Here is a 22,030-nt window from a genome sequence, read left to right on the forward strand (position 1 = left end):
AACTGGAGGAGACTATGCCTATCAAACTGAGAGGGCTGGCAATCGGCCTTTTTCTGACGCTCGTTTCGGCGTTCAGCGCGCATGCGGCCGCATCCTGCGGCGACAATGGCGGCAAGCCGGCAACGGGCGAGCCGATTGTGATTGGCGCCATCACCGGCAAGACCGGACCGGATGACTTTTCCAATTCCACCAAGGCGGCGAAGGCCTATTTCGATTGCCTGAACGCCAATGGCGGCATCAAGGGCCGGCCGGTCAAATATCTGGTCGAGGACGACCAGTGGAATCCGGAAATCGCCGCGCAGCTCGCTGCAAAACTCGTCAACGACCAGAAGGCTGTGCTGATGGTCGGCAATTCGAGCTTTGTTGAATGCGGTGCCAATGCTGATTTTTACAAGAAGGCTGGCATTCTGGTGCTCGCCGGCGTCGGCGTGCCGCGAGAATGCTACTTTGCAGAAAATTACGCGCCGGCCAACGCCGGCCCCCGTGTTTCCATGCTGGGCGCCATGGGTTATGCGCTGGATAAACTCAACGCCAAATCCGTCGTCTGCATCGGCCCGAATATTCCGAATGTCGGCACCTGGTCCTGCGATGGCGTGATGCTGCTTGCCAAGGAAAAGGGGTTTGCTGCTCAGACGATCCTGATGGATCCGGGCTCAGCGGATGCCACGTCGATTATTCTTCAGGCGGCGTCAAGCAAACCTGACGTCATTGTTCTCGGTCTGCCGAAAGGTGTTACCGTGCCGCTGCTGACGGCAGCCGAAGAGCAGGGCCTTAACCAGTCGATCACCTTCCTGAGCGCCGCCTCAGCCTATGATCTCTCCGTTCCCGCCACCATCGGCTCGGGCTGGGATGGCAAGTTCTATGTCAACATGGAATTCAACGATCTGAACGCCGCGACCCCGGACAATCAGAACTGGCTGGCCGTCATGGACCAATATGGTCAGAAGTCTGACCCGCGCGACACCTTCGCCCAGGCCGGCTATTTGGCTGCCCGCATCGCCGAGAAGGCGCTGATGACGCTCGATCCGTCCAACATCAATCGCGAGACGGCTTCTGCCGCCGTGCGCCAGATCAAGGATTTCAAGAGCGATATCTTCTGTGCTCCCTGGTACTTCGGTGAGGGTCAGGCGCGCCACAACGCCAATTCGACGACTCGCATGGCTGTCAGCGAAGGCGGGAAGTGGAAGGTCGTTTCCGATTGCGCACCATCGCCGGATCCGGAGTTGAAGGATATCCGCGCTTTTGAAAAGTCCGCCGGCATCAACTGAGCGCTGACGTTTGCCCTCGGTTCCGCGGCGCAAAAGCCGCGGAGCCGAGCGACCCGAGGGGATCGATCCATGAACCTTCTACCCTTTGTCATTTCCGGGCTGGGGATCGGTGCAATCTATGCGCTGTCCGGCGTCGGGCTCGTCGTCTTGTTTCGAGCGACTGGCGTTCTCAACTTTGCATTCGGCGCCTTCGGCGCGATCGGTGCGCATTGTGCCTGGCAGTTGCTTGAGTGGAAGATGCCGCTCGCCGCGGCCATTCTTGCTGCCGTTGCCGTCTCGACGACGATCAGCTTTCTCTATGGACGGATATTCGCACCTATGCTGGCGCATCGCGATATTGTCGTGCGGGCCGTCGGAACCTTGGCGCCCGCACTTATCCTGATCGCGATCATGGGCGTCACTTGGGGCGAACTGCCACGTCGTCTGCAGTTCCCGACCGATCAGATGTTCATTTCTCTTTTCGCCGTTCGTCTGACCTTCACGCGTGTCATCGCCATTATCCTCGCCATCGTGATGGTCGTAGCCATAACGATGCTGCTGAACCGTACGCGTCTTGGCCTTGATATGCGCGCTCTTGCCAACGATCGTGATCTCAGCGCCGTCCTCGGCGTGCGTATCCTCTATACGGAAACTGCCGCCTGGATCATCACCGGTATTTTCTCTGGCTTTGCCGGCCTGTTGCTTGCCGACCTCGTGCGGCTGCAGGGAACCTTTCTGACCTTGCTGGTCATACCTGCTATCGCCGCTGCGATCCTCGGTCAATTGCAGTCGCTGTGGCAAACGGCCGTGGCTGGCCTTCTGATCGGCATTGCCGAGGCGGTGCTGACGCCGATTGCCTGGATATCGCCCTATCGCGCGGCGGCACCCTTCATCATCGCGCTGATCGCGGTCACAATTCTGGGAGGCACCGCGAAAGTCGCGTTGAAGGACCGATGACCATTCAGGAGCAAACAATCGCCCCAAACGCCGAAGGCATATCGATGGTGCGTCTGCCCAGGCAACTTCTTCATGTGCCGGTGACGATGCTGGCCTTTTCGGTCGTCGTCGCCAGCCTTGCCAATTCCTTCTGGCTGTCCGCGGCCACCTCTGCGATCGCACTGTCGCTATCGGTTGCCGGTCTTGCCATCCTTTATGGTCAGCTTGGTCTCGTCTCTCTTTGCCAGTTTGCCCTTGTCGGGGTCGGCGGCTGGGTGACACTTCGCGTCGGCCATGCCTTCCACCCGCCCTTCGAGGCAAGCCTGCTTGCGGGCGCCATCGTGGCTTCGGTGGTGGGACTGGCATTCGGCGTGCCCGCATTGCGTTTGCGCGGTCTCTATCTCGCGCTCGTGACGCTCATGCTTGCCGGTGCCTTTCAGATCGTCATCAGCGCCTGGGGCTTTCCCGATGGTGGTCCCGGCTTCCTGGGAAGGGCTGACGGCTCCGGCCGCGCGATGTTGGCAAGGCCGGCAATGGCCGACGGAGAAGTCTCCTATTTCCTCTATGTCTGTGCGGTTGCTGGAATCGGCCTGCTGATTGCGCAGTGGCATAAACTTGCCCGTCCCGGCCGGGCATGGGCGCTGATCCGTAAGGGCGAGACGGTCGCGGTGGCGAGCGGCGTCAACGTGCTGATCTACAAGGCCTGGGCATTCGCATTGAGCGGCTTTCTCGCAGGTCTTGCAGGTGGACTGCTTGCAGGCAACGTCGGTCAGCTCGACGGGCGCGCCTTCGGTGCCTTTGAAAGCCTTAATCTCTTCGCGCTTGCGATCGTCGGCGGGGTCTTCAACTGGTACGGCGCTGTCATCGCGGGGCTGCTGTTGCGCGCTGTGCCGGCGCTTCTGACTGACCTCGGTATCGACGGCTACGCTACGATCGGGATTTTCGGTGTCGCCCTGTTTCATGCTTTGGCGACGGCGCCGACCGGCATCGCCGGCCAGATCTCGGCGCTGATTGCCCGGCTGAATGCTGGTGTTTCCCGGCGGAGGACACGATGATCAAGATCGATAATCTCATCGTTCAATTTGGCGGTGTCCGGCCGATCAATGAACTCAGTGCCGTGCTCACGGCGCCGGTGGCCGGTCTCATCGGCCCGAACGGAGCGGGCAAGACCACATTGCTCAACGTGCTTTCCGGTTTCGTGAAACCCATCCAGGGCTCGGTCTTGCTCGACGAGCGGGCTTTGCTGCCGATGACGCCGCTACAGCGTGTGCGGGCCGGATTGCGCCGTTCGTTCCAGACCGAGCAGGTCGTGGAGGATCTGACGGTCGCCGGCAACATTGCCGCAATCGCAGATCATGTCGTCGGCACCGGACATTGTTCCCGCGCTGTCGACCAGGCTCTGGCCTTTGTAGGCCTGATGTCGATTGCCGACCGGCTCGGCCAATCCCTCAATCTCTTCCAGCGCCGCCTCGTCGAACTGGCAAAATGCGTTACCGGTGAACCGAAGCTCATCCTCCTCGACGAACCGGCCGCAGGCCTAACCGAAGAGGAAGGCAAAGCCTTTCGTGAACTGGTGCTGCGCATCCCCTCGGAGTTCCGGGCACAGGTCCTGATTATCGACCATGATGTCGATCTCATCCGTTCCATCTGCAGCGAAACCATGGTGCTCGACTACGGCAAGCTTCTGGCGCTCGGGGCAACACATACGGTGCTGGCCGATCCCAATGTGCGGCGTGCCTATCTGGGGGAGTTCTGACATGAACGTCACATCGGAAGTGAGCGTCGAGAACCTCGTTGTCGAGCGCGGCGGCAAGCGCGTCATTCATGGTGTTTCCTTTTCGGTCGCGGCCGGCAAGATCACGACATTGCTTGGTGCCAACGGAGCCGGGAAGTCGAGCACGGTGATGGCCATGGCGGGCGTTTTGCCGCGCGGCGGCTCCGTACGTCTGGGCGATGTGGCGCTTGAAGGGTTTTCGCCTGACCGCATTCGCCGGGCCGGTCTTGCGCTCGTCCCCGAAGGACATCGCGTGCTTGGGCAGCTTTCCGTGGAAGACAATATTCTTGTGGCGGCGCTCGCGGGTTCGGCGCTAGCGCGCCGGCGGGGGCTGGAACATGCCTATGAAATCTTTCCCGAGCTTGCCGAGCGGCGCCGTCAATCGGCATCGGATCTTTCCGGCGGCCAGAAGCAAATGGTGGCGATGGCGCAGGCCTTTGTCGCCAAGCCCCGTTTCATGATCGTCGACGAACTGTCGCTCGGTCTTTCGCCGGCCGTCGTCAAGCGCTTGGCGGAGGCGCTGAAGATCGCGGCCGCCAGTGGCATCGGCGTCCTGCTGATCGAGCAGTTCGCCAACCTCGCACTGGATCTCGCCGATCAGGCCCTTGTCCTCGAGCGCGGATATCTTGCTTTTACCGGTGCCGCTGCAACCCTCAAAGCGCAGCCGGATATTCTCCACGGCGCCTACCTGGCGAGCTGAAGCGGAGGGTTTCACCTCTGGAGGACACCTAGCATGGCTGCAGCACTTCAACGGTATGTCGAGAGCGCCAATGGGCGAGCGTTTGCGGGACTGGCTCGCAACCCGTTCGGAAATGTTCGGATCGACTTCAGCACCGCCGATGAGGAAAAAAGCCGGATGACATCGGCCATGCTGGGCGCTTGCCGGCTGACGCGGCTGGAGGCGGATCGGCATGTCGTCTTTGGGGAACGAGTTATGGCTGGGCCGGATGATCCGGACGCGATCAAGCTGCTCCTGCAGACGGAAGGCAGCGCCTTGCTTGCCCAAAGCGGGCTGCATGCGCCGGTTTCGCAGAATGCACTGGTGATCTACGATCCGCGCCGTCCCTACATGCTGACAAACAACACGCCGGTTCGCCAATTGCTGCTGCAATTGCCGCGTCACGCATTGCCCCACGCGGCGGTCGAACGCCTGACGAGGCCCTTTACCGCGCATGCCGAGCGAGACGGCATGTGCCGGATTTTGCTGTCGCTGATGGATTCGACCATGCATGAAATCGACCATCTCGACGAAGCACGGCGCTCCAGCGTCGGCCAGACCATGGTCGATCTTGTCCGTACCATGATGGCTGCAGACCTTCAGCCGGCAAGGCCGGTCGTCAATCCGTTGGACCTGCTGCTGCAGCGGATCAAGGATTTCATCGACATCCACCTCGCGCGACCGGACCTCAGCGTTACCATGATCGCGCGCCGTATGGGCTGCTCGGTGCGCTATGTCTATCGCGCATTCGAAGTCGAGTGCCTGACGCCTTCGGACTACATCTGGGATCTGCGTCTGCAGAGAGCGGCGGAGCAATTGCGAGATGCCGGAGGCTATGCGGGGGAAATATCCGGGATCGCTTTCGCGCTCGGCTTTTCCTCCAGCGCGCATTTTTCGCGAGCCTTCCGCCATCGTTATGGCGTTTCGCCGTCGCAATGGCGCAAGGCCCGGATTTCATAGACTGAGGGTGGTGGCCCGACAGAACGCTGGGCCACCTCGATTTTTCATCGCATGGATTCGGCGACCCTCAACGTATCCGTGAACTGCTCAAAACGGCGGATCTTGTCGCCCGCCACGTCCCAAACGTGCACGACGCGGGCTTTGAAGGCCTTGCCCGTGCGCTTATGCGTGCCGCTATAATCTCCGACGCCGATCACCTCGTCGCCGGCGTCGAGAAGACGTTCCAGCTTGAAGGTGTATCCGTCGAAGGCCTGGCCGAGCGCCTGAAAGACGTTCTCGAAGACTTCCTGCGGACCGACATAGGTGCCCGCACAGGGGAAACCGTCCATCTCCGTCCAGCGGCAGTCCGGAGCGATGTCGGCAAGCATGCCGTCCATGTCGCGGCGGTCGTTGGCGTCGTAATGTGCCTTTACGATATCGAAAGCTCTGCGCATTGCGTCCTCACACTGGTTCCTGGCCGGGCAGGTAATAGGTCATTGATGCCTTGCGGATGAAGGCGCCGGCCGGGCTGTTCTGGATGCGGCCATCTCCGGTGATGCCGAGAAACTTGCCTGTCGACCGCATGTCGTTGAAATTATAAAAGAATGTTGATGCGACCGGGATCTTGAATTCGCGGAAGGTGAAGATGTACAGGTTGTCGTCGAACTTGTAAGTGGTGGCGAGATCGACGTCGCCATGGCCGCGCTGAACGCCGACCAGGCATTGCCAGGCGTAGCGCTGCGACGACAGATAAGTGTGCTCGTAGACGTGATTGGGGCTGTAGGTGAAATGTGCCCTGAGCCCAATCAGGTCGCGGCTTTCGTGCGGCACCGGCCCGCTCACTGCACCGCCCTCGATGACACCAGGCCGGAAGATCTGGGCGACCTGCGGCTCGCCGACAGCATCCTTGGCATCGCGAACGAGGGAATAGATGGAAAGCACGCGTCGCGTTTCGATATTGAGGATCAGCGTTTCGGCTTCCTTGGGACGACCGGCAAAGACGATCTCCACGAAATAGGTCTTCGGCGCGACTTCGATCACTTCCGCCTTGTCGGTGCCGCCATCCTTGCCCTCAGACCATTTGATTTCGCCGTTAGCAAAGGCCAGCTCAAACGTGCGGCCGTCGTCGAAGCTGATTTTGTAAGATGGGCCGGCGAGGGCCTCGGTTGCGGGCAAGCGGTTCGTGTCGATGCCGTAGGCGAATTCGTCGTAGGTTTTCCAATCCTTTGGATTTTGGTTCATCGGTGTCTCCTCCTCTTGATCAATCCGCAAAGGCGAGGGTCGGCAGGTCGACAGTGCCGGCGCCGCCATCGACGGTCAGGACTGCGCCGTTGATCATCGATGCCTCTGCCGAAGCCAGGAAGCAGACGGCATTGGCGACGTCCTCGGCGGTTGCCGGGCGACCGAGCGGCACGTCCTTGGTGACGAGCGCATAGGCTTCCTTGATATTCTTCAGCTTGAACTTATCGACGATGACTTCCATCTGCTCGTCGGCCATCACCGTCGAAACCCAGCCGGGGCAAACGGAATTGGTGCGCACGCCCTTGCGGCCATAGTCGCGCGCCAGCGATTTCGCGAGGCCGATGCAGCCGTGTTTCATGGTGACGTAACCCGCCGCATCCGGCCCGGCAAAGAGGCCTGCGATCGAGGCCAGAACGACGATATTGCCCTTGCTCTTGATGAGATGGGGCAGGGATTCGCGCGCACTGACGAAAGCGGTGTTGAGATTGAGCCGGACGGCGAGATCCCATGTTTCATCCGACATGCTGACCGTTGGTCCGACACCGTGACCGCCGGCATTGGCGATCAGGATGTCAAGGCCGCCAAAGGTCTCGACGACTTTCTCGACGGCGGCCCTCATGGCCGCGCTGTCAGCCGCATCGGCTGCAACGACAGCGGCACCGATTTCCTCCGCAACGCCGCGAAGCGGTTCGGGCCGACGCCCTACAAGCGCGACATTGCCACCCTCCTGCCGGATGCGGCGAGCGACCGCCGCGCCAATGCCCGTGCCACCACCGGTGATCAAGGCAGTCTTGTTCTTGAAACGCATGTTTCCTCCTCTCGGCTTTGCGGATCATCATGGCGGATGCGTGCAGACGCGTCGCGTCCAGCTCTGCACTCCGTTTTGACTGAGCGTGCACAACGCAGGCTGCCGGACGCGGAAAACCGCACGATCGACTGCCGCCGATCGCGAGGCGCCCAAGGAGATTAGCTTCGGGAAATCAGTAGACTTTTGCGTCTGCGGGCGGCTTGGCGGCGTCCGCCTTCTTGAAATCGTCGAGGAGCTTGGTCGTCGCATTGGCAAGCAGCGTGACGTCGTTGCCGATTGCGACGAAGGTCGCGCCAAGCTCGAGATAGCGTTTCGCAAGCGAGAGGTCGCCGATCAGGATGCCGGCGGCCTTGCCATGCGACTGGATCCTGGCAAGCGCCTTTTCGACCTCTGCCTGAACCTCCGGTGCGCCTGGCTTGCCGAGATAGCCCATGTCGGCGGCGAGATCGGCGGGTCCGATGAAGACGCCGTCGACGCCTTCGGTCGAAGCGATTTCATCGATTGCGGCAAGCCCCGCGCGGCTTTCCACCTGCAGAAGCAGGCAGATTTCGTCATTGGCCGTCTGCAGATAATCGGGAATGCGATTGAAGGCGGAAGCGCGGGCAAGGGCCGCACCAACGCCGCGCACGCCATGCGGCGGATACCGCACCGCCCTGACCATGGTTTCGGCCATCTCCTTGCTATCGACCATCGGAATGAGTAGGGTCTGCACGCCGATATCGAGCATCTGCTTGATGATCCAGGTCTCGCCAATCGGCGGACGGATCACCGCATGGCTGGCCGTGCCCTTCATCGCCTGCAATTGCGAGACGAGAAGCGGTATGTCGTTCGGGGCATGCTCGGCATCGAGCAGCAGCCAGTCGTAACCGGCGCCGGCGCAGATTTCGATAGTGTAGGCATTGGCGAGCGCCTGCCAGAGGCCGATCTGCGCCCGCCCTCCCTTCAGGGCCTGTTTGAAAAGATTCCTAGGCGCAGGCATGTCTCACTCCTTCATGCAAAGAACAGGCTGACCGATCCGTATGGACCGAAATCGGCATTGATCGTATCGCCGTGCCGTGCCTCGATCGGGCGGATGAACGAACCGGCAAGCACGATCTGGCCGGCTTCGATACCGTCGCCATATTGCGACAGTCGATTGGCAAGCCAGGCGATGCCGCGTGCAGGCTGGTTGAGCACACCGGCGCCAAGGCCGGTTTCCTCGACCTCGGCATTGCGGCTGACGATCGCGCCCATCCAGCGCATGTCGATCTGGTCGGGCCGCACGGCGCGGCCGCCGGTGACGATGCCGGCGTTGGCGGCGTTGTCGGAGATGGTGTCGACGATGGTGCGCGCCTTCTTCGTCTCCGGATCGACTCTGAGGATGCGGGTATCGAGGATCTCGAGGGCAGGGGTGATAAAATCGGTGGCGTTCAGCACATCGAAGATCGAGACATTCGGTCCCTTGAGCGGCGCCTTCATCACGAAGGCGATCTCGGCCTCGATGCGTGGCTGGATGAAGCGGTCGGCCGGCACGGTCGCGCCGTCCTCGAACACCATGTCGTCGAAGAGCACGCCGGAATCGGGGATGTTGATATTGAGGGCATATTGCATCGCCTTCGACGTCAGCCCGATCTTCCAGCCGATCGGCTTGCGTCCGCGTGCGATCTTCTTCTGCACCCAGGCGTTTTGGATGGCATAGGAATCGTCCATGGTCATCTCTGGGTGCTTGAGCGACAGCAGCCCGGCCTGGACGCGCGTCCGCTCGGCTTGGTCGAGGTTTTCGGCGGCGGCTTGGATTTCGTCATGAGACAGCATCAGAGCACCTCGTCGACGATGGTGTTTTTCAGGGTGCCGAGGCCATCGGCTTCGACTTCGACGATGTCGCCGGGCTTCAGCCAGATCGGCGGATCGAAGCGGGCGCCTGCGCCCGTCGGCGTACCCGTGACGATGACGTCGCCAGGAACAAGGGTGGTGAAAGTGGAGATGTAGTTGATGATCTTGCGGAAGGAGAAGATCATCCGGCTGGTGCGGTCGCTTTGGCGCACTTGGCCATTCACGCGGGTCTTAACCTCGATGTCCTCGAGCTGCGCTGCATCGGTGAAGGGGATCAGCCAGGGGCCGATCGCGCCGGTGCGATCGAAGTTTTTCCCCTGTGTGACGTTGAACTTTGCATGGCGCACCCAGTCGCGGATCGTACCCTCATTGCAGAGCGACAGGGCCGCGATATGGGAGAAGGCATCGGCTTCGGCAATCCGGCGGCCGCCCTTGCCGATGACGATGACGATCTCGCCCTCATAATCGAGCTGCGCGCTTTCCGGCGGGCGGATCAGCGGCTGGTCGTGTCCGGTAAAGGAACGCGGAAAGCGGATGAAGAGCGAAGGATTGGAAGGTGCCGCCTGCCCATCCTTGTATTCCTCGTTGCGGTCGGGAAAGTTGACGCCGACGCAAATGATCTTTTCCGGTGAGGGAATAGGAATCTCGAAGCGGATGTCGTCGAGGGCGAGATCCGGCTTTAGCGCGTTGGCCTCCTCGGCGAGTTGAACGAGGCGACCGGCCTCGATCACTTCGCGGAGCGTCGGCCATGTCGCGCCATGGCGCGCGGAGAGGTCGACGACGCCATCGGTCTTGACGAGACCATATTTCAGGGTGCCGTGATGGGAAAAGCTGGCGAGGCGGGGCCGTTCGGTCAAAATGGTCTCCTATGTCAAACTGCGGGCAATCTCGGTGATCACCGTGAAGGCCGTGTCGGCGTCATCGTGGGTCATCTCGAACTGGCCCGCCTGGAAGCGGATAGCGATACGCCCGTCGACGCGGGTTTGCGTGAGATAGATGCGGCCATCGTCGTTGATGGCGTTGACCAGTGCAATGTTGTGCCGGTCGGCGTCTTCACCGCCTTTATGGCGGAAGGAGAAGAGCGACAGCACCGGCTCGCTGACGAGTTCGAAATCCGGTTCGGCGGCAAGCCGTTTAGCCAGCTCTTCCGACCAGGCTACATGGTTGCGGATCATGGTGCGCAGCCCTTCAAGCCCGTGATAGCGCAAGAGGAACCAGAGTTTCAGCGCGCGAAAACGACGGCCGAGCGGCACGGACCATTCGGAGTAGTCGATGATGCCGTCATGGCCATGCGTCTTCAGATATTCCGGCTGAATGGCGAGCGTGCGTACCTGGTCTTCCGGACTGCGGATGAACTGTACCGAGCAGTCGAAATTGGCGCCGAGCCATTTGTGAGGATTGAAGACGATGGAGTCCGCGGCCTCGACACCATCCCAAAGCCTGCGGAACTCCGGGCAGATCATCGCGGAGCCGGCCCAGGCGGCGTCGACATGCAGGTAGAGCCCGTGCGCCTTCACGACTTCCGCAACCGCGCGGATCGGGTCGCAGGCACCGATCGAGGTGCCGCCCGTGCAGGCTATGACGCCGGCCGGAATATGGCCGGCGGCAAGGTCGGCCTTGATCGCGGCATCCAGCGCTTCGGGGTCCATGCCATTGAGCGGGCCCTTGGTGGGAATGCGCACGAGATTCGCCTCGCCGATGCCCGCTATCCAGATCGCTCGGTCAATGGAAGTGTGCACCTGTTTTGAGGCATAGACGCGTACGGCCTTGTGCGCTGAAAGCCCCTCGCGGTTGCCTTTCCAGCCGAGAGCTTTTTCGCGCATCACAAGCACGGCTGCGAGTGTCGCAGTTGAGGCGGAATCCTGGATGACACCGGCAAAACCGTCCGGAAGTCCCATAGCTTGCCGCAGCCAATCGACCACGCGAGTTTCAAGCTCCGTCGCCGCCGGCGAGGTCTGCCACAGCATGCACTGCGCGGCGATGGAGGTGACAAGGTAGTCCGCTATTACCGAGACTGGCGCGGCATTCGCCGGGAAATAGGCGAAGAAGCGAGGGTGCTGCCAGTGCGTCAGACCATCAGGAATGATGCGCTCGAAATCGGCGAAGATCGCCTCCATGGCCTCGCCCGCCTCCGGTGCCGCATCAGCGATTTGTCGGGCGATGTCGCCAGGCTTCGTTTGCGCCCGCACCGGCCGCTCGCGCAGGCCCGCGCGATAATCGGTCCCCCAGTCGGCGACTTTTCGGGACCAATGACGGAATTCTTCGCTGTCCATATATCATTCCCTTGGTACTGCGTTATCTCGGCGCCGGGCCATCCCTTGCGCAATGTTTTCGAGGCGAACAGCCGGCTGAGCATTTCAATGCCGCTGCCTCGACATGAGACTGAATCCAGGATGGGTTATGCTTTATCTAGGGCCTTCCTTGACCTCAGACGACGCCTCCGAGGCAGACATATTTGATTTCGGTGAACTCCTCGATGCCGTAGCGCGATCCCTCGCGGCCGAGGCCGGAGAGCTTGACGCCGCCGAAGGGGGCTTCGGCCGTCGAGATCAGGCCGGTGTTGACGCCGACCATGCCGTATTCCAGTGCCTCGGCGACCCGGAAGACGCGAGCAAGATCCTTGGCATAGAAATAAGAGGCAAGACCGAATTCGGTGTCGTTGGCCTGGGCGATGACATCGGCCTCATCCTTGAAGCGGAAGAGGGGAGCGACCGGCCCGAAGGTCTCTTCCTTCGCGACAGCCATCGCCGGCGTGACATCGGCAAGCACCGTCGCCTCATAAAAGCGGCCGCCGAGCGGATGGCGATGGCCACCGGCAACGACGCGGCCGCCTTTGGAGAGCGCATCGGCAACATGCTCCTCGACCTTGGCAAGGGCCGCCTCGTCGATCAGCGGGCCGAGATTGATGCCCTGGTCGAAACCATTGCCGGTCTTCAGCGCGCCGACGGCCTTGGCAAGCTTTTCGGCAAAGGCATCATAGGCACCGTCCTGCACATAGAGGCGGTTGGCGCAGACGCAAGTCTGGCCGTTGTTGCGGAACTTGGCGATCAGCGCGCCTTCGACGGCTGCATCGAGATCGGCATCGTCAAACACGATGAAGGGCGCATTGCCGCCGAGCTCCAGCCCAAGTTTCTTGATGGTCGGTGCGCTCTGTTTATAGAGTTCGGCACCGACTTCGGTCGAGCCGGTGAAGGTGAGCTTGCGCACAACCGGGCTTGCGGTCATCTCGCCGCCGATGGCGCGGGCCGAGCCGGTCAATACGCTGAAGAGGCCCTTCGGCAGGCCGGCACGCTCCGCCAGCACTGCGATCGCGATTGCCGAAAACGGCGTCTGCGAGGCCGGCTTCAGCACCATGGCGCAGCCGGCGGCAAAGGCAGGACCGGCCTTGCGGGTGATCATCGCATTTGGAAAGTTCCAAGGGGTGATCGCCGCGACCACGCCGACCGGCTGTTTCATCACCAGAATGCGCTTGTCCTTCTGGTGGCCGGGGATGATGTCGCCGTAGACGCGGCGGGCTTCTTCGGCGAACCATTCGACAAAGCTGGCGCCATAGGCGATTTCGCCCTTGGCCTCGGCAAGCGGCTTGCCCTGTTCGGCCGTCAGGATGCGTCCGAGATCATCCTGGTTTTCCATCATCAGCTCGAACCAGCGCCGCAGAATGCCGGAACGTTCCTTGGCGGTGCGGGCGGCCCATTGCTTTTGTGCGATCTCGGCCGCGGCAATCGCCGTCTTGGTCTCGGCAGCACCGAGATTGGGAACGAGGCCGATGATCTCGCCCGTCGCCGGATTGTCGACCTTGATCGCATTCGAGGGATCGGCTTCGATCCAGTCGCCGCCGACCAATGCGGCCTGCCGGAATAATGTTGCGTCTTTCAAATCCATGACTGTCTCCTGCCGACGGTAGAAAGCGGGCGTTTTCGCCCGCACCTGGAGTAGCCGTTCAAGGCGCTATGATCGGCTGTGCCTTCAAGTCAGGCTCGGCCACGTCAGCACCGGCAAACAAGCTGCCATGTTCGAACCAGGATTTGGGAGCGGGTGCGCCCCAAAGTGTCTGACGCTGCGGATCTTTCAGATCCCACTTGATCGGCTCAAGATCGGGATCGACGGTCTGATAGTCCGAGCAATAGATCTCGATGCGGTGGCCATCGGGATCGAGGATATAGAGGAAGAAGGCGTTGGAGATGCCATGACGCCCGGGACCGCGCTCGATATTGGCGACCCAGCCGGTGGTTGCCATCAGGTCGAGCAGGTCGATGATGTTGAGCGGCGTCGGCACCCAGAATGCGGTGTGGTGCAGGCGCGGACCGCGGCCATTGGTGAAGGCGATGTCATGGACGCCGCCCTTGCGATGGGTCCAGGCGGCCCAAAGACGGCCGGTCTCTTCATCCTCGGTATACTCGGTTACGCGGAAGCCGAGCTCGTTATAGAAGGCGACGCTTTCGTCGACATTGGTCGAGAAGCAGTTGAAGTGATCGATGCGCAGCGGCTTCACGCCCTTGTAGAGGGCGTATTGCTGATGGATCGGCGGCAGCCGGTCCATCTTCGAATAGAATTCGAGCGGTATGCCATGTGGATCGCGTGTGCGGAAGGTCCGCGCCTGGTAGGGACGCTCTACCCATTCGACCGGCAGGCCCTTGTCCTTGAAGAAATGCGCGGCCTTGTCGAGGTCCTCGTCGCCGAACACCTTGAAGCCGAGATCGCGGGCTTCGGCCTTGTCGGACTTCTTGAGCACGATGCAGTGATGGCCTCGTTCCTCCATCGCCCGCAGATAGATCGTGTCGGCGGTCTCGTCCGTCACCTGCAGGCCGAGCGTGTCGACATAGAAGGCGCGGGACTTGGCAAGATCGGTGACGCCGAATTCGACATGGCTAAGGCGCACGATGTTGAAGGGTGGATAGAGATTGGGTTTCGGCAGGGGCATGGGTTCCTCCTCTTTATGCGCATTTATGTGTATTGACGGCTCAGCCGCCGAGTTTCTGGATGGCGTGCGGCTTGGTGGCGAAGGCGACGTTCTTGGTTTCCATGTAGAAATCGAAAGACCAGTCGCCGCCGTCGCGGCCGATGCCCGAATTCTTCACGCCACCGAAGGGGGTCGGCAGGTGGCGCACATTTTCCGAGTTCACCCAGATCATCCCAGCTTCGAGATGGTCGGTGAAACGGAAGGCGCGGGTCACGTCCAACGTCCAGAGATAGCCGGTCAGGCCGTATTGGACGTCGTTGGCGAGCGCCAGCGCATCGGCTTCGTCCTTGAAGGGGATAGCGGTCAGCACCGGCCCGAATATCTCTTCCTGGGCGATGCGCATCTTGTTGTTGGCACCGGTGAACAGAGTGGGGGAGACATAGCAACCGCCGCCCGGGCCGTTGACCTTCTCACCGCCGGCGGCGAGCGTTGCGCCTTCCGATCGGCCGATCTCAATATATTCCAGCACCTTCTGTTCGTGCACCGGATGCACGAGAGGGCCGATCACCGTCTCGGGATCGAGGGGATGGCCGACCTTGATGCGTTTGGCCTTCTCGGCGACGAGGTTGGTGAACTTGTCATAGACGCTTTCCTCGACCAGCAGGCGCGAGGACGAGGTGCAGCGTTCGCCGTTTAGCGAATAGATCATGAAGACAGCGGCGTCGGCGGCGCGCTCCAGATCGGCATCGGCGAAGACGATGACCGGGTTCTTGCCGCCAAGCTCGAAATGCACGCGCTTCAGCGTGTCGGCACCCTGCTTCATGATCATCGAGCCGGTGCGGCTTTCGCCGACGAAGCCGATGGCCTTGATCAGCGGATGCTCTGTCAACGCGCGGCCGGCATCCTCGCCAAAACCGTTGACGAGATTCCAAACACCCTTCGGCAAGCCGGCTTCCTCGGCGATTTCCACCAGCAGGCGCGCGGTCAGCGGCGAGAATTCGGCCGGCTTGTGGACGATGGTGCAGCCGGCGGCAAGCGCCGGCGCGATCTTCCAGGTCGACAGCATGAAGGGCGTGTTCCAGGGCGTGATGATGCCGACGGGGCCAATCGGCACGCGGGACGTCAAATTCACTTGACCGTCAGCGCGTATCGCTTTTCCGTCACGGGCCTCCGGCGCGCGGTCGGCGAAGAAGCGGAAGTTCTCCGCCCCGCGCAGGGCGGCCTTGGCCATGAACTTCAGCGACTGTCCGGTATCCATGCATTCGACGAAGGCGATTTCTTCGGCGCGGGCAACGATTGCGTCAGCTATTTTGTGCAGGAGTTTCTTGCGCGTATCGCCGGGCATGGCGGCCCATTCGGCAAAGGCGGCTTTTGCGGCCCTTGCAGCGCGATCGATATCGGCCGCCTTGCCGCGGGCGACGGTGGCAAGTGGCTTCAGATCGACCGGTGAGATGGTCTCGAAGGTCGAGCCATCATCACCAGGCACATCCTCGCCATTGATGCGGTTCAGGACACCGCGCTCCTTGAACCGGGCAAGATAGGCTTCCGCCTTTGCGATGTTTTCCTGCAGTTTGGACATCGTCTATTCCTTTGATGTTATGTCGTCCCGTGAGGGGAAGTGTCACTTGCCGCGCAGCCGCGGATGAATGGCGTTCTTCTTCCAGCTCAGTTCCGCATCGATCTCGCGGATCTCCAGCGACAGCGCGAAATGCGGAGTCTCGAAGAGGGGGCCGAGAGTGTCGATGGCCGCGGCGAAGATCGCTTCGCCGGTGCGCTTTTTCTCTTCGTCCGTGCGGCCCTTCCCAATCCGGAAGTTCAGGTCGACGAAGGCGTTCTCTGGCAGCTTGTCGGCGATGGCGTAGTGGTCGGCGCGAAAGGCGCGCACACGCACGGCACCAACCTCGAAAAGGCCCGTCTCCAGGACCGTCTTCAGCAGCATCTCGCAGAGCGCGCCGATGTCGGCACGGCCCTCCAGATTGGCCGAATATTCGATGGCGAGATGTGGCATGAAGTCCTCCCAACCCCTCATTTATTTAACACGTTAACAATTATGCCGAAGATGTCAAGCGGCGGCCTAGAGCTTTCTTGCCATCTCCAGACTTTCAGCGATGTAACGCGACAGGCGCGCCGGGGCGTCCGGAGTTTCAGGACGCTCGGCCAGCCATCCGATATAGGTGAGGCTTCTCAGCACCATGAAGAGCGGCAGGCTTGCCAGCGCTGCGCCGGAAAGCGCGCGTCGGCTGCGGTAGCCGCCTAGCAGCGCTTTCTCGATTGCGGGATAGGCCGGCTCGTTGCGGTTTTTCAACAGGGTGGTCGCGAGATCGAAGACGCGGTAGCCATGTCCCGCATCGTCGAAATCGATGAAGGCAACGTTGCTTTCGTTTTCCGTCAGGAAGATGTTTTCCCGCACGAGATCGGCATGGATTAGGCCGTAGTCGAGGTCGTCTGGAGATATCGCCGCAAGCGCATGACGCAGCTCATCTCGCAATGCCGAGAGCGCGGCGGAGCTGTCGGATGAAAGGCCTCGGCAATCCCAGAAGCGCCCCCAGAGCGGCTTTTTTCCGAGCAAGCCTTCGGCGTCCCATGCCGGCCGGCGAAAGCGCTCCGGCGGCTCCCAGGTATCGGCAAGCTCGTGCATGGTTGCCATGCCTTGACCGACGCGGAAGAAGACGTCCACCTGCATCTCAGCCGATTGCGACAGCGGCATGCCAGTTTGGCCGAGCGGAAGGCCATCGATCCAGCTCACCACGTCGGCATGCTGTTCGGGAAAATGCTTGTTAGCCGGCAGGAGGACGAGGCTTTGCCCGTTGCGCGTCGGAACCGGGCTCGGCACGTCGAGGCCGCCGAGCTTAAGGGCGGCCATGAAATGCAGTTCCGAGCGCAGGCTCGTCTCGTCGTGATAGCCCGGCCGATGCAACCGAAGCGCGGCGAATTGCCCGTCTCTCAGCACAATGCGGAAGACGGCATTTTCCCGATATTTCATCAGGACTGGTTCGCGAGCCTGCGCGGACCAATGGTCCAGTGCCTCCAGCGCACGCTTTTGTAGAGCATCCCGTATAGTCTGCGGCAACTGATCAGCCATATCAGCCTCACAGGCCGGACAATACGTCGTCGAAGATCGACAACATGAAGTCGGCATTTGCCCTGGAGAATGGCATCGGCGGGCGGATCTTGGTAGCGCACTGGTGAATGCCGATCTTGCCCATCAGCACGCCGCGTTCACGCATGGCGTTGACGATCCGGGTCGCCTCTGCGGAGGCCGGCTCCTTCGTTTGCCTGTCCAACACGAATTCCGTGCCCATGAAGAGGCCTCTGCCGCGCACATCGCCAATGATCGAATGCTTCTGCGCCAATCTCTTGAACGCATCGCGCGTATATTCGCCGACGTTGCGGGCATTCTCGATGAGGTTCTCATCCTCAATGACATCGAGCACGGCCATGGCCGCCGCGCAGGAGACAGGATTGCCGCCGAAGGTGTTGAAATAGCGGAACGCCTTGCGGAAGGCATTTATCGTATCGACATTGGCAATGACGCCGCCGACCGGATGGCCATTGGCCATCGGCTTGCCGAGCGTCACGATGTCGGGAACGATGCCGGCGTGCTGATGGCCCCACATGTGCGAGCCGGTGCGGCCGAAGCCGGGCTGGACCTCGTCGGTGATGACCAGACCGCCGGCCTTGCGCACGGCTGCGATCGTCTTGTCGAGAAAGCCAAGCGGTAGATCCGGAAAGCCCTCATTGGCGAAGAACGGATCGATGATGATGGCCGAGAAACCGTGCGGGCTATCCTGAAGCGAGGCGATCGCCTTCTCGACTTCGGCTGCAAATGCCGTGGCGAAGGCATCGCCACCTTCGCCACCGAGAGGACGGTAGCTGTCCGGCGCCGGCACATGGCGGACATGGCCGCCGAAGCCGCCGACCGGCGGCATGCGGGTCGATAGCTGCGACACCGCGGTCGTGTTGCCGTGGTAGGTATGGTTCGTAGCAATGACGCCGGTCTTGCCGGTCACGGCCTGGGCCATGCGTAGCGCCACGTCGTTCGCTTCGCTACCGGTGCAGGTCAGGATCGCCGCATTGAGGCTCTTGTCGAAGGTTGCCGTCAGCCGCTCGACATAGTCGAGAATGCCTTCGTGCAGGTAGCGCGTATGGGCATTCAGCGTCGACGCCTGCCGCGTGATCGCTTCGACCACGCGGGGATTGCAATGGCCGACATGCGGCACATTGTTGTAGCAGTCGAGATATTTGCGGCCGTCGGCGTCCCAAAGCCAGACGCCTTCGCCGCGCACGAGATGCACCGGGTCGTCATAGAAGAGCGACATGTTTCGGCCAAGAAGCCGTTCGCGTCGCGCGATGAGGGCTGCGTTCTCGGACATGATCAGCCCCTCGCTGCGGCGAGACCTGCGTCGAGCGCGGTCAGGATGGTCTGAACATTCTCGGCGGTCAGGATCAGCGGCGGCGACATGATGACGTTGGTGCCAGACGTGCGAACCAGAACGCCGGCGTCATAGGTCGCATCCTGAACCTTCTGCACGACATCCTTGGCAGCACCGCTCTTCTTCGCGCGGTCGCTGACGAGTTCGAGGGCGCACATCAAGCCCTTGCCACGCACGTCGCCCACCAATTCGTGCTTGTCCTGCAGCTTCTTCAACCCGGCCAGCAGTTCTTCGCCGCGAGCCGAGGCATTATCGGCGACATTGAGCCGCCTGGTTTCCTTCAAGGTAGCGAGTGCTGCGGCGGCACCGACGGGATGGCCGGAATAGGTGTAGCCATGGCCGATGCTGCCGACCGGACCCTTGCTGCTTTCGAAGACCTGCGCCACCTTGTCGGAGATCATCACCGCGCCGAAGGGGAAATAGCCGTTGGTGATCGCCTTGGCCGTCGACATCAGGTCCGGCTGGACGCCCGAGAGGCGCGATCCGGTCCAGGCGCCGGTGCGGCCGAAAGCCGTGATGACCTCGTCGGCGATCAACAGGATGCCGTGTCGGTCGCAGATCTCGCGCATCAGCGGCAGGAAGGTGTCATGCGGGACGATAACGCCGCCGGCGCCGAGCACCGGCTCGACGATCAGGGCGGCGATGGTATCGGCACCCTGGAAGGCTATTTCATCCTCGAAGAGCCTGCCGATAGCAGCCGCAATCTCCGCGCCGTCGGTAGTGTTGAACGGGTTGCGATACGTGAATGGAGCGGGCAGGTGGATGACGCCCGGCAGCAGCGGCTCGTAATTGCGGCGGAAGTTCTGGTTGCCGTTCACCGAGGCGCCACCGAAATGCGTGCCGTGATAGCCCTTCTTCAGCGCGACGAATTTGGTGCGCTCCGGCTCGCCGTTGACCTTGTGGTACTGGCGCGCCAGCCGCAGGCAGGTTTCGACCGAATCCGAGCCACCCGAGGTGAAGAAGGAACGGCTGAGGCCATCCGGCTTGAACCATTCGGCAAGCTCGTAGGAGAGTTCGATCAGCGGCGAGTTCGTCGTGCCGCGGAAGGTCGAATAATAGGGCAGCTCGTCGAGCTGGTCGCGGATCGCCTTCTTTACCGGCTCGCAGGAATAGCCGAGATTGACGTTCCAGAGGCCACCGACCGCGTCCAGCACCTTCCTGCCGTGGATATCGACGATCTCGACGCCGTCGCCGGCATTGATGATCCGCGGTGGATTTGCCTGCATTTCCGCCGGATGGGCCATCGGATGCCACAGGTGGCGGGCGTTGTTTTCGATGATGAAATTGGTTTCACGCATATCGATTCCTCTTGGTTCAGAGCCCGAGCATGGCAAGTGCGCGGGCGTAGCTTTCAGCAGGGCAGGTCACGTCGAAATGCACGTGAGGCAGGTTCACGACTTTGGCGCCCTCGATGTTTTTCTTCTGGTCGTCGACGAAGACGCAGGCCTCGCGCGGCAGGTCGAGCTCGGAAAGAACGAGCTCGTAGGAGCGCGGATCGGGCTTGAGGATCTTCGTGTAGGTGGCATCGACGATGACATCGAAAAGATCAACCAGGGGGAAACGCTGGCGGAACTCGATGCCGTAGAAGAGATCGAGTTCGTTCGACAGGATCGCCAGCTTGAGGCCCGCCTCCTTCGTGCGCAGGATGGCGTCGCGCGCTTCCGGCCGGAGAACCAGTTCCGGTTCAGCGCCACGCGCTCGGCGCACGAAGGTCTGCATATCCGTCCAGTTCTCGCCGACCAGATCGCCGACTTCGCCGGCACGTGTGAGCCAATAGTCGCGTTCGGTGATTTCGCGGTTCTGCATCGCCACCCAGAGCGGGTCCGTTGTCGTGTCGAACGGGCCGAGCCAGGTCAGCGATCCCTTTGGAAGGCGGAGCGTGCGTTCGGTGATGTCGTGCGTTTCGAAAAGGGTGCGGGTGACGACGCCGCCGAAGTCGAGGATAAGAGCGCGGTCTTGTGTCATGGCCGCCCCTCCGGAATGACGCCTTCGGCTACCCATTGATCGAAGATGGTAAGCGCCGCCGCCGAAAAGGCTGGTGCGTTGATATGCGCATCGACTTCCCGCAGCGTAACGGTAGCCGGAATGGCCCGGCGCATTTCGTCTATGAAAGCTTCGAGGCCATCAGGGTCATGCAGCGGCTCATCCGGCTTATCCCATTCCTGCAGTCCTTCGGTCGGCAGCAGGAAAGCGACTTTCGCACCGCCGCGTTGCAGTTTCTGCCCGATCAACCGGGCGACCTCCCGTCGTCCCTCCGGCGATGTCGTCACCGATCCGATCAGCCGGTTATGGGCGTGATAGGGGCGATCGGCGAAAATCTCCGGCAGGGCCTGCCACGCCTGAAGATCGACCATGTCGACCGCGCCGGGTGCAACGATCTGCGGAATGCCGGCGCGTCCGGCATTTTCGAGCCTGTCCGGGCCGGACGTGACGACGGTGCCATAATGATGATTGCTGACTTCCTGGATGCAGAAATCAAAGACGGCGGCAAAGTCGCCCTGAGAGGCGATCGCTTCATAGGCGCGTCCGCCCATGCCGGTGGAATGGAACACGGCGACGTCATAGCCGCGTTTTTCCAGCTCAGGGCGTAGATATTTCATATATTTCAGGCAGGACGAGCCGAGTGAAGTCATCCCGACGAGCGGCCGTTTGCGATCGGGCTTGGTGCCGTGCTTCGCCGCGCCGACGACCGCACCGCAGGCCTGCGAAAGGACCGAGCGGCAGATGCTGTTGAGGCCATAGAGGCCGCCGGCCCAGAGGATCATCATCAGGTCGGGAGCTATGCGTTCAGGCGGGATGAGATGGGAGTAAGCGATGGTCGAAACTACAAATTTCGGGACTCCGAGCGGCAGGACGGCAGCCACATCGAGCGCCAGATCCGTTCCCATGGAGCCGCCGAGCACGATGACGCCGTCGACCAGTCCATCGTCATAGAGGCGGCGGGTCAGCGCAGCCGCACCCTTTGCCATGGCCGCCATGGCGCTGTTTTCATCGCCGCTTTCGGCGATTGCCTCGATCGAGGTTGCGGCGGCGTTTGCAACGTCGTGCTTGGAGTAATCCGCTCTATAGGGCGGATCGCCGAGAACGCTGACATCGACCATGACCGGCTGGCCGCCGGCTTCCTGGATGACGGATGCCATGAATTGCAGTTCATCGCATTTGGTGTCACCGGTTCCGACGACGAGTATCCTTGGCGAGGGGGCCTCATCAGGGCTCATCAA

Annotated in this window: 22 protein-coding genes; 6 read left to right on the forward strand and 16 right to left on the reverse strand. The window is 61.5% G+C overall.

The window, feature by feature from the left end; translation table 11 throughout:
• Window positions 1-14 precede the first annotated feature (14 nt).
• From GGD50_RS28655 to GGD50_RS28680, 6 genes are all read left to right on the forward strand, one after another.
• Window positions 15-1,268: an ABC transporter substrate-binding protein gene (locus GGD50_RS28655; protein ID WP_183940525.1), complete on the forward strand. Its 1,254-nt coding sequence runs from the start codon at window positions 15-17 to the stop codon at window positions 1,266-1,268.
• 69 nt (window positions 1,269-1,337) lie between these two features.
• Window positions 1,338-2,204 carry a branched-chain amino acid ABC transporter permease gene (locus tag GGD50_RS28660; protein ID WP_183940527.1) on the forward strand — a complete coding sequence of 289 codons (867 nt, stop codon included), beginning with the start codon at window positions 1,338-1,340 and terminating at the stop codon, window positions 2,202-2,204.
• Window positions 2,201-3,238, forward strand: a complete 1,038-nt coding sequence (locus GGD50_RS28665) for a branched-chain amino acid ABC transporter permease (RefSeq protein WP_183940530.1) — start codon at window positions 2,201-2,203, stop codon at window positions 3,236-3,238. Before GGD50_RS28660 ends, GGD50_RS28665 begins: the two co-directional genes overlap by 4 nt.
• Window positions 3,235-3,939 carry an ABC transporter ATP-binding protein gene (locus tag GGD50_RS28670; protein ID WP_183940532.1) on the forward strand — a complete coding sequence of 235 codons (705 nt, stop codon included), beginning with the start codon at window positions 3,235-3,237 and terminating at the stop codon, window positions 3,937-3,939. The genes GGD50_RS28665 and GGD50_RS28670 overlap by 4 nt, the downstream gene beginning before the upstream one ends.
• Before the next feature lies 1 nt (window position 3,940).
• Window positions 3,941-4,657 (forward strand): ABC transporter ATP-binding protein, encoded by a 717-nt coding sequence (locus tag GGD50_RS28675; RefSeq protein WP_183940534.1) that lies wholly within the window; start codon window positions 3,941-3,943, stop codon window positions 4,655-4,657.
• Between the two features lie 33 nt (window positions 4,658-4,690).
• Window positions 4,691-5,635, forward strand: coding sequence for an AraC-like ligand-binding domain-containing protein (locus GGD50_RS28680; RefSeq protein ID WP_183940536.1), 945 nt, complete (start codon window positions 4,691-4,693; stop codon window positions 5,633-5,635).
• Window positions 5,636-5,679: 44 nt separating this feature from the next.
• On the opposite strand, the gene GGD50_RS28685 is transcribed toward GGD50_RS28680, so the two are convergent.
• The 16 genes from GGD50_RS28685 to GGD50_RS28760 all read right to left on the reverse strand — a co-directional run bounded on the left by GGD50_RS28685 (window position 5,680) and on the right by GGD50_RS28760 (window position 22,027).
• The gene (locus GGD50_RS28685) at window positions 5,680-6,069 is read right to left on the reverse strand and encodes a nuclear transport factor 2 family protein (protein WP_183940538.1); all 390 of its coding nucleotides are present in this window, start codon (window positions 6,067-6,069) and stop codon (window positions 5,680-5,682) included.
• 7 nt (window positions 6,070-6,076) lie between these two features.
• Window positions 6,077-6,856: a MoaF C-terminal domain-containing protein gene (locus GGD50_RS28690; RefSeq protein WP_183940540.1), complete on the reverse strand. Its 780-nt coding sequence runs from the start codon at window positions 6,854-6,856 to the stop codon at window positions 6,077-6,079.
• 19 nt (window positions 6,857-6,875) lie between these two features.
• Window positions 6,876-7,664, reverse strand: coding sequence for an SDR family NAD(P)-dependent oxidoreductase (locus GGD50_RS28695; RefSeq protein WP_183940542.1), 789 nt, complete (start codon window positions 7,662-7,664; stop codon window positions 6,876-6,878).
• Window positions 7,665-7,836: 172 nt separating this feature from the next.
• The gene (gene hpaI / locus GGD50_RS28700; RefSeq protein ID WP_183940544.1) at window positions 7,837-8,643 is read right to left on the reverse strand and encodes a 4-hydroxy-2-oxoheptanedioate aldolase; all 807 of its coding nucleotides are present in this window, start codon (window positions 8,641-8,643) and stop codon (window positions 7,837-7,839) included.
• 11 nt (window positions 8,644-8,654) lie between these two features.
• Window positions 8,655-9,458 carry a 2-oxo-hept-4-ene-1,7-dioate hydratase gene (hpaH, locus tag GGD50_RS28705; protein ID WP_183940546.1) on the reverse strand — a complete coding sequence of 268 codons (804 nt, stop codon included), beginning with the start codon at window positions 9,456-9,458 and terminating at the stop codon, window positions 8,655-8,657.
• Window positions 9,458-10,288, reverse strand: coding sequence for a fumarylacetoacetate hydrolase family protein (locus GGD50_RS28710; protein ID WP_425503999.1), 831 nt, complete (start codon window positions 10,286-10,288; stop codon window positions 9,458-9,460). The genes hpaH and GGD50_RS28710 overlap by 1 nt, the downstream gene beginning before the upstream one ends.
• Before the next feature lie 54 nt (window positions 10,289-10,342).
• Entirely contained in the window at window positions 10,343-11,749 is a 1,407-nt protein-coding gene (locus GGD50_RS28715; RefSeq protein ID WP_183940550.1) for a pyridoxal phosphate-dependent decarboxylase family protein, read from the reverse strand.
• A 154-nt stretch (window positions 11,750-11,903) separates the two neighbouring features.
• The gene (gene gabD, locus GGD50_RS28720; RefSeq protein ID WP_183940552.1) at window positions 11,904-13,358 is read right to left on the reverse strand and encodes an NADP-dependent succinate-semialdehyde dehydrogenase; all 1,455 of its coding nucleotides are present in this window, start codon (window positions 13,356-13,358) and stop codon (window positions 11,904-11,906) included.
• Between the two features lie 58 nt (window positions 13,359-13,416).
• Complete coding sequence (gene hpaD / locus GGD50_RS28725) at window positions 13,417-14,397, reverse strand: 3,4-dihydroxyphenylacetate 2,3-dioxygenase (protein ID WP_183940554.1); 981 nt, start codon at window positions 14,395-14,397, stop codon at window positions 13,417-13,419.
• Between the two features lie 40 nt (window positions 14,398-14,437).
• Complete coding sequence (hpaE, locus tag GGD50_RS28730; protein ID WP_183940556.1) at window positions 14,438-15,955, reverse strand: 5-carboxymethyl-2-hydroxymuconate semialdehyde dehydrogenase; 1,518 nt, start codon at window positions 15,953-15,955, stop codon at window positions 14,438-14,440.
• Window positions 15,956-15,997: 42 nt separating this feature from the next.
• A complete protein-coding gene (locus GGD50_RS28735) occupies window positions 15,998-16,384 on the reverse strand; it encodes a 5-carboxymethyl-2-hydroxymuconate Delta-isomerase (protein ID WP_183940558.1) in 387 nt (128 codons plus the stop codon).
• A 66-nt stretch (window positions 16,385-16,450) separates the two neighbouring features.
• Window positions 16,451-17,458 carry a homoserine kinase gene (locus GGD50_RS28740; RefSeq protein WP_183940560.1) on the reverse strand — a complete coding sequence of 336 codons (1,008 nt, stop codon included), beginning with the start codon at window positions 17,456-17,458 and terminating at the stop codon, window positions 16,451-16,453.
• A 7-nt stretch (window positions 17,459-17,465) separates the two neighbouring features.
• A complete protein-coding gene (locus GGD50_RS28745) occupies window positions 17,466-18,749 on the reverse strand; it encodes an aspartate aminotransferase family protein (protein ID WP_183940562.1) in 1,284 nt (427 codons plus the stop codon).
• A 2-nt stretch (window positions 18,750-18,751) separates the two neighbouring features.
• Window positions 18,752-20,107 (reverse strand): aspartate aminotransferase family protein, encoded by a 1,356-nt coding sequence (locus GGD50_RS28750; protein ID WP_183940564.1) that lies wholly within the window; start codon window positions 20,105-20,107, stop codon window positions 18,752-18,754.
• Between the two features lie 16 nt (window positions 20,108-20,123).
• Window positions 20,124-20,774 (reverse strand): HAD family hydrolase, encoded by a 651-nt coding sequence (locus GGD50_RS28755; RefSeq protein WP_183940566.1) that lies wholly within the window; start codon window positions 20,772-20,774, stop codon window positions 20,124-20,126.
• Window positions 20,771-22,027, reverse strand: a complete 1,257-nt coding sequence (locus GGD50_RS28760) for a Tm-1-like ATP-binding domain-containing protein (protein ID WP_183940568.1) — start codon at window positions 22,025-22,027, stop codon at window positions 20,771-20,773. The genes GGD50_RS28755 and GGD50_RS28760 overlap by 4 nt, the downstream gene beginning before the upstream one ends.
• Between the last annotated feature and the right edge of the window lie 3 nt (window positions 22,028-22,030).

The organism is Martinezella paranaensis, from assembly GCF_014200235.1.
Classification (GTDB): domain Bacteria; phylum Pseudomonadota; class Alphaproteobacteria; order Rhizobiales; family Rhizobiaceae; genus Rhizobium; species Rhizobium paranaense.

Bases quoted from the DNA above. Each gene is read 5' to 3' on its own strand.
- GGD50_RS28655 (WP_183940525.1), top strand. From the start codon at position 15: ATGCCTATCAAACTGAGAGGGCTGGCAATCGGCCTTTTTCTGACGCTC.
- GGD50_RS28660 (WP_183940527.1), top strand. From the start codon at position 1,338: ATGAACCTTCTACCCTTTGTCATTTCCGGGCTGGGGATCGGTGCAATC.
- GGD50_RS28665 (WP_183940530.1), top strand. From the start codon at position 2,201: ATGACCATTCAGGAGCAAACAATCGCCCCAAACGCCGAAGGCATATCG.
- GGD50_RS28670 (WP_183940532.1), top strand. From the start codon at position 3,235: ATGATCAAGATCGATAATCTCATCGTTCAATTTGGCGGTGTCCGGCCG.
- GGD50_RS28675 (WP_183940534.1), top strand. From the start codon at position 3,941: ATGAACGTCACATCGGAAGTGAGCGTCGAGAACCTCGTTGTCGAGCGC.
- GGD50_RS28680 (WP_183940536.1), top strand. From the start codon at position 4,691: ATGGCTGCAGCACTTCAACGGTATGTCGAGAGCGCCAATGGGCGAGCG.
- GGD50_RS28685 (WP_183940538.1), bottom strand. From the start codon at position 6,069: ATGCGCAGAGCTTTCGATATCGTAAAGGCACATTACGACGCCAACGAC.
- GGD50_RS28690 (WP_183940540.1), bottom strand. From the start codon at position 6,856: ATGAACCAAAATCCAAAGGATTGGAAAACCTACGACGAATTCGCCTAC.
- GGD50_RS28695 (WP_183940542.1), bottom strand. From the start codon at position 7,664: ATGCGTTTCAAGAACAAGACTGCCTTGATCACCGGTGGTGGCACGGGC.
- hpaI (WP_183940544.1), bottom strand. From the start codon at position 8,643: ATGCCTGCGCCTAGGAATCTTTTCAAACAGGCCCTGAAGGGAGGGCGG.
- hpaH (WP_183940546.1), bottom strand. From the start codon at position 9,458: ATGCTGTCTCATGACGAAATCCAAGCCGCCGCCGAAAACCTCGACCAA.
- GGD50_RS28715 (WP_183940550.1), bottom strand. From the start codon at position 11,749: ATGGACAGCGAAGAATTCCGTCATTGGTCCCGAAAAGTCGCCGACTGG.
- gabD (WP_183940552.1), bottom strand. From the start codon at position 13,358: ATGGATTTGAAAGACGCAACATTATTCCGGCAGGCCGCATTGGTCGGC.
- hpaD (WP_183940554.1), bottom strand. From the start codon at position 14,397: ATGCCCCTGCCGAAACCCAATCTCTATCCACCCTTCAACATCGTGCGC.
- hpaE (WP_183940556.1), bottom strand. From the start codon at position 15,955: ATGTCCAAACTGCAGGAAAACATCGCAAAGGCGGAAGCCTATCTTGCC.
- GGD50_RS28735 (WP_183940558.1), bottom strand. From the start codon at position 16,384: ATGCCACATCTCGCCATCGAATATTCGGCCAATCTGGAGGGCCGTGCC.
- GGD50_RS28740 (WP_183940560.1), bottom strand. From the start codon at position 17,458: ATGGCTGATCAGTTGCCGCAGACTATACGGGATGCTCTACAAAAGCGT.
- GGD50_RS28745 (WP_183940562.1), bottom strand. From the start codon at position 18,749: ATGTCCGAGAACGCAGCCCTCATCGCGCGACGCGAACGGCTTCTTGGC.
- GGD50_RS28750 (WP_183940564.1), bottom strand. From the start codon at position 20,107: ATGCGTGAAACCAATTTCATCATCGAAAACAACGCCCGCCACCTGTGG.
- GGD50_RS28755 (WP_183940566.1), bottom strand. From the start codon at position 20,774: ATGACACAAGACCGCGCTCTTATCCTCGACTTCGGCGGCGTCGTCACC.
- GGD50_RS28760 (WP_183940568.1), bottom strand. From the start codon at position 22,027: ATGAGCCCTGATGAGGCCCCCTCGCCAAGGATACTCGTCGTCGGAACC.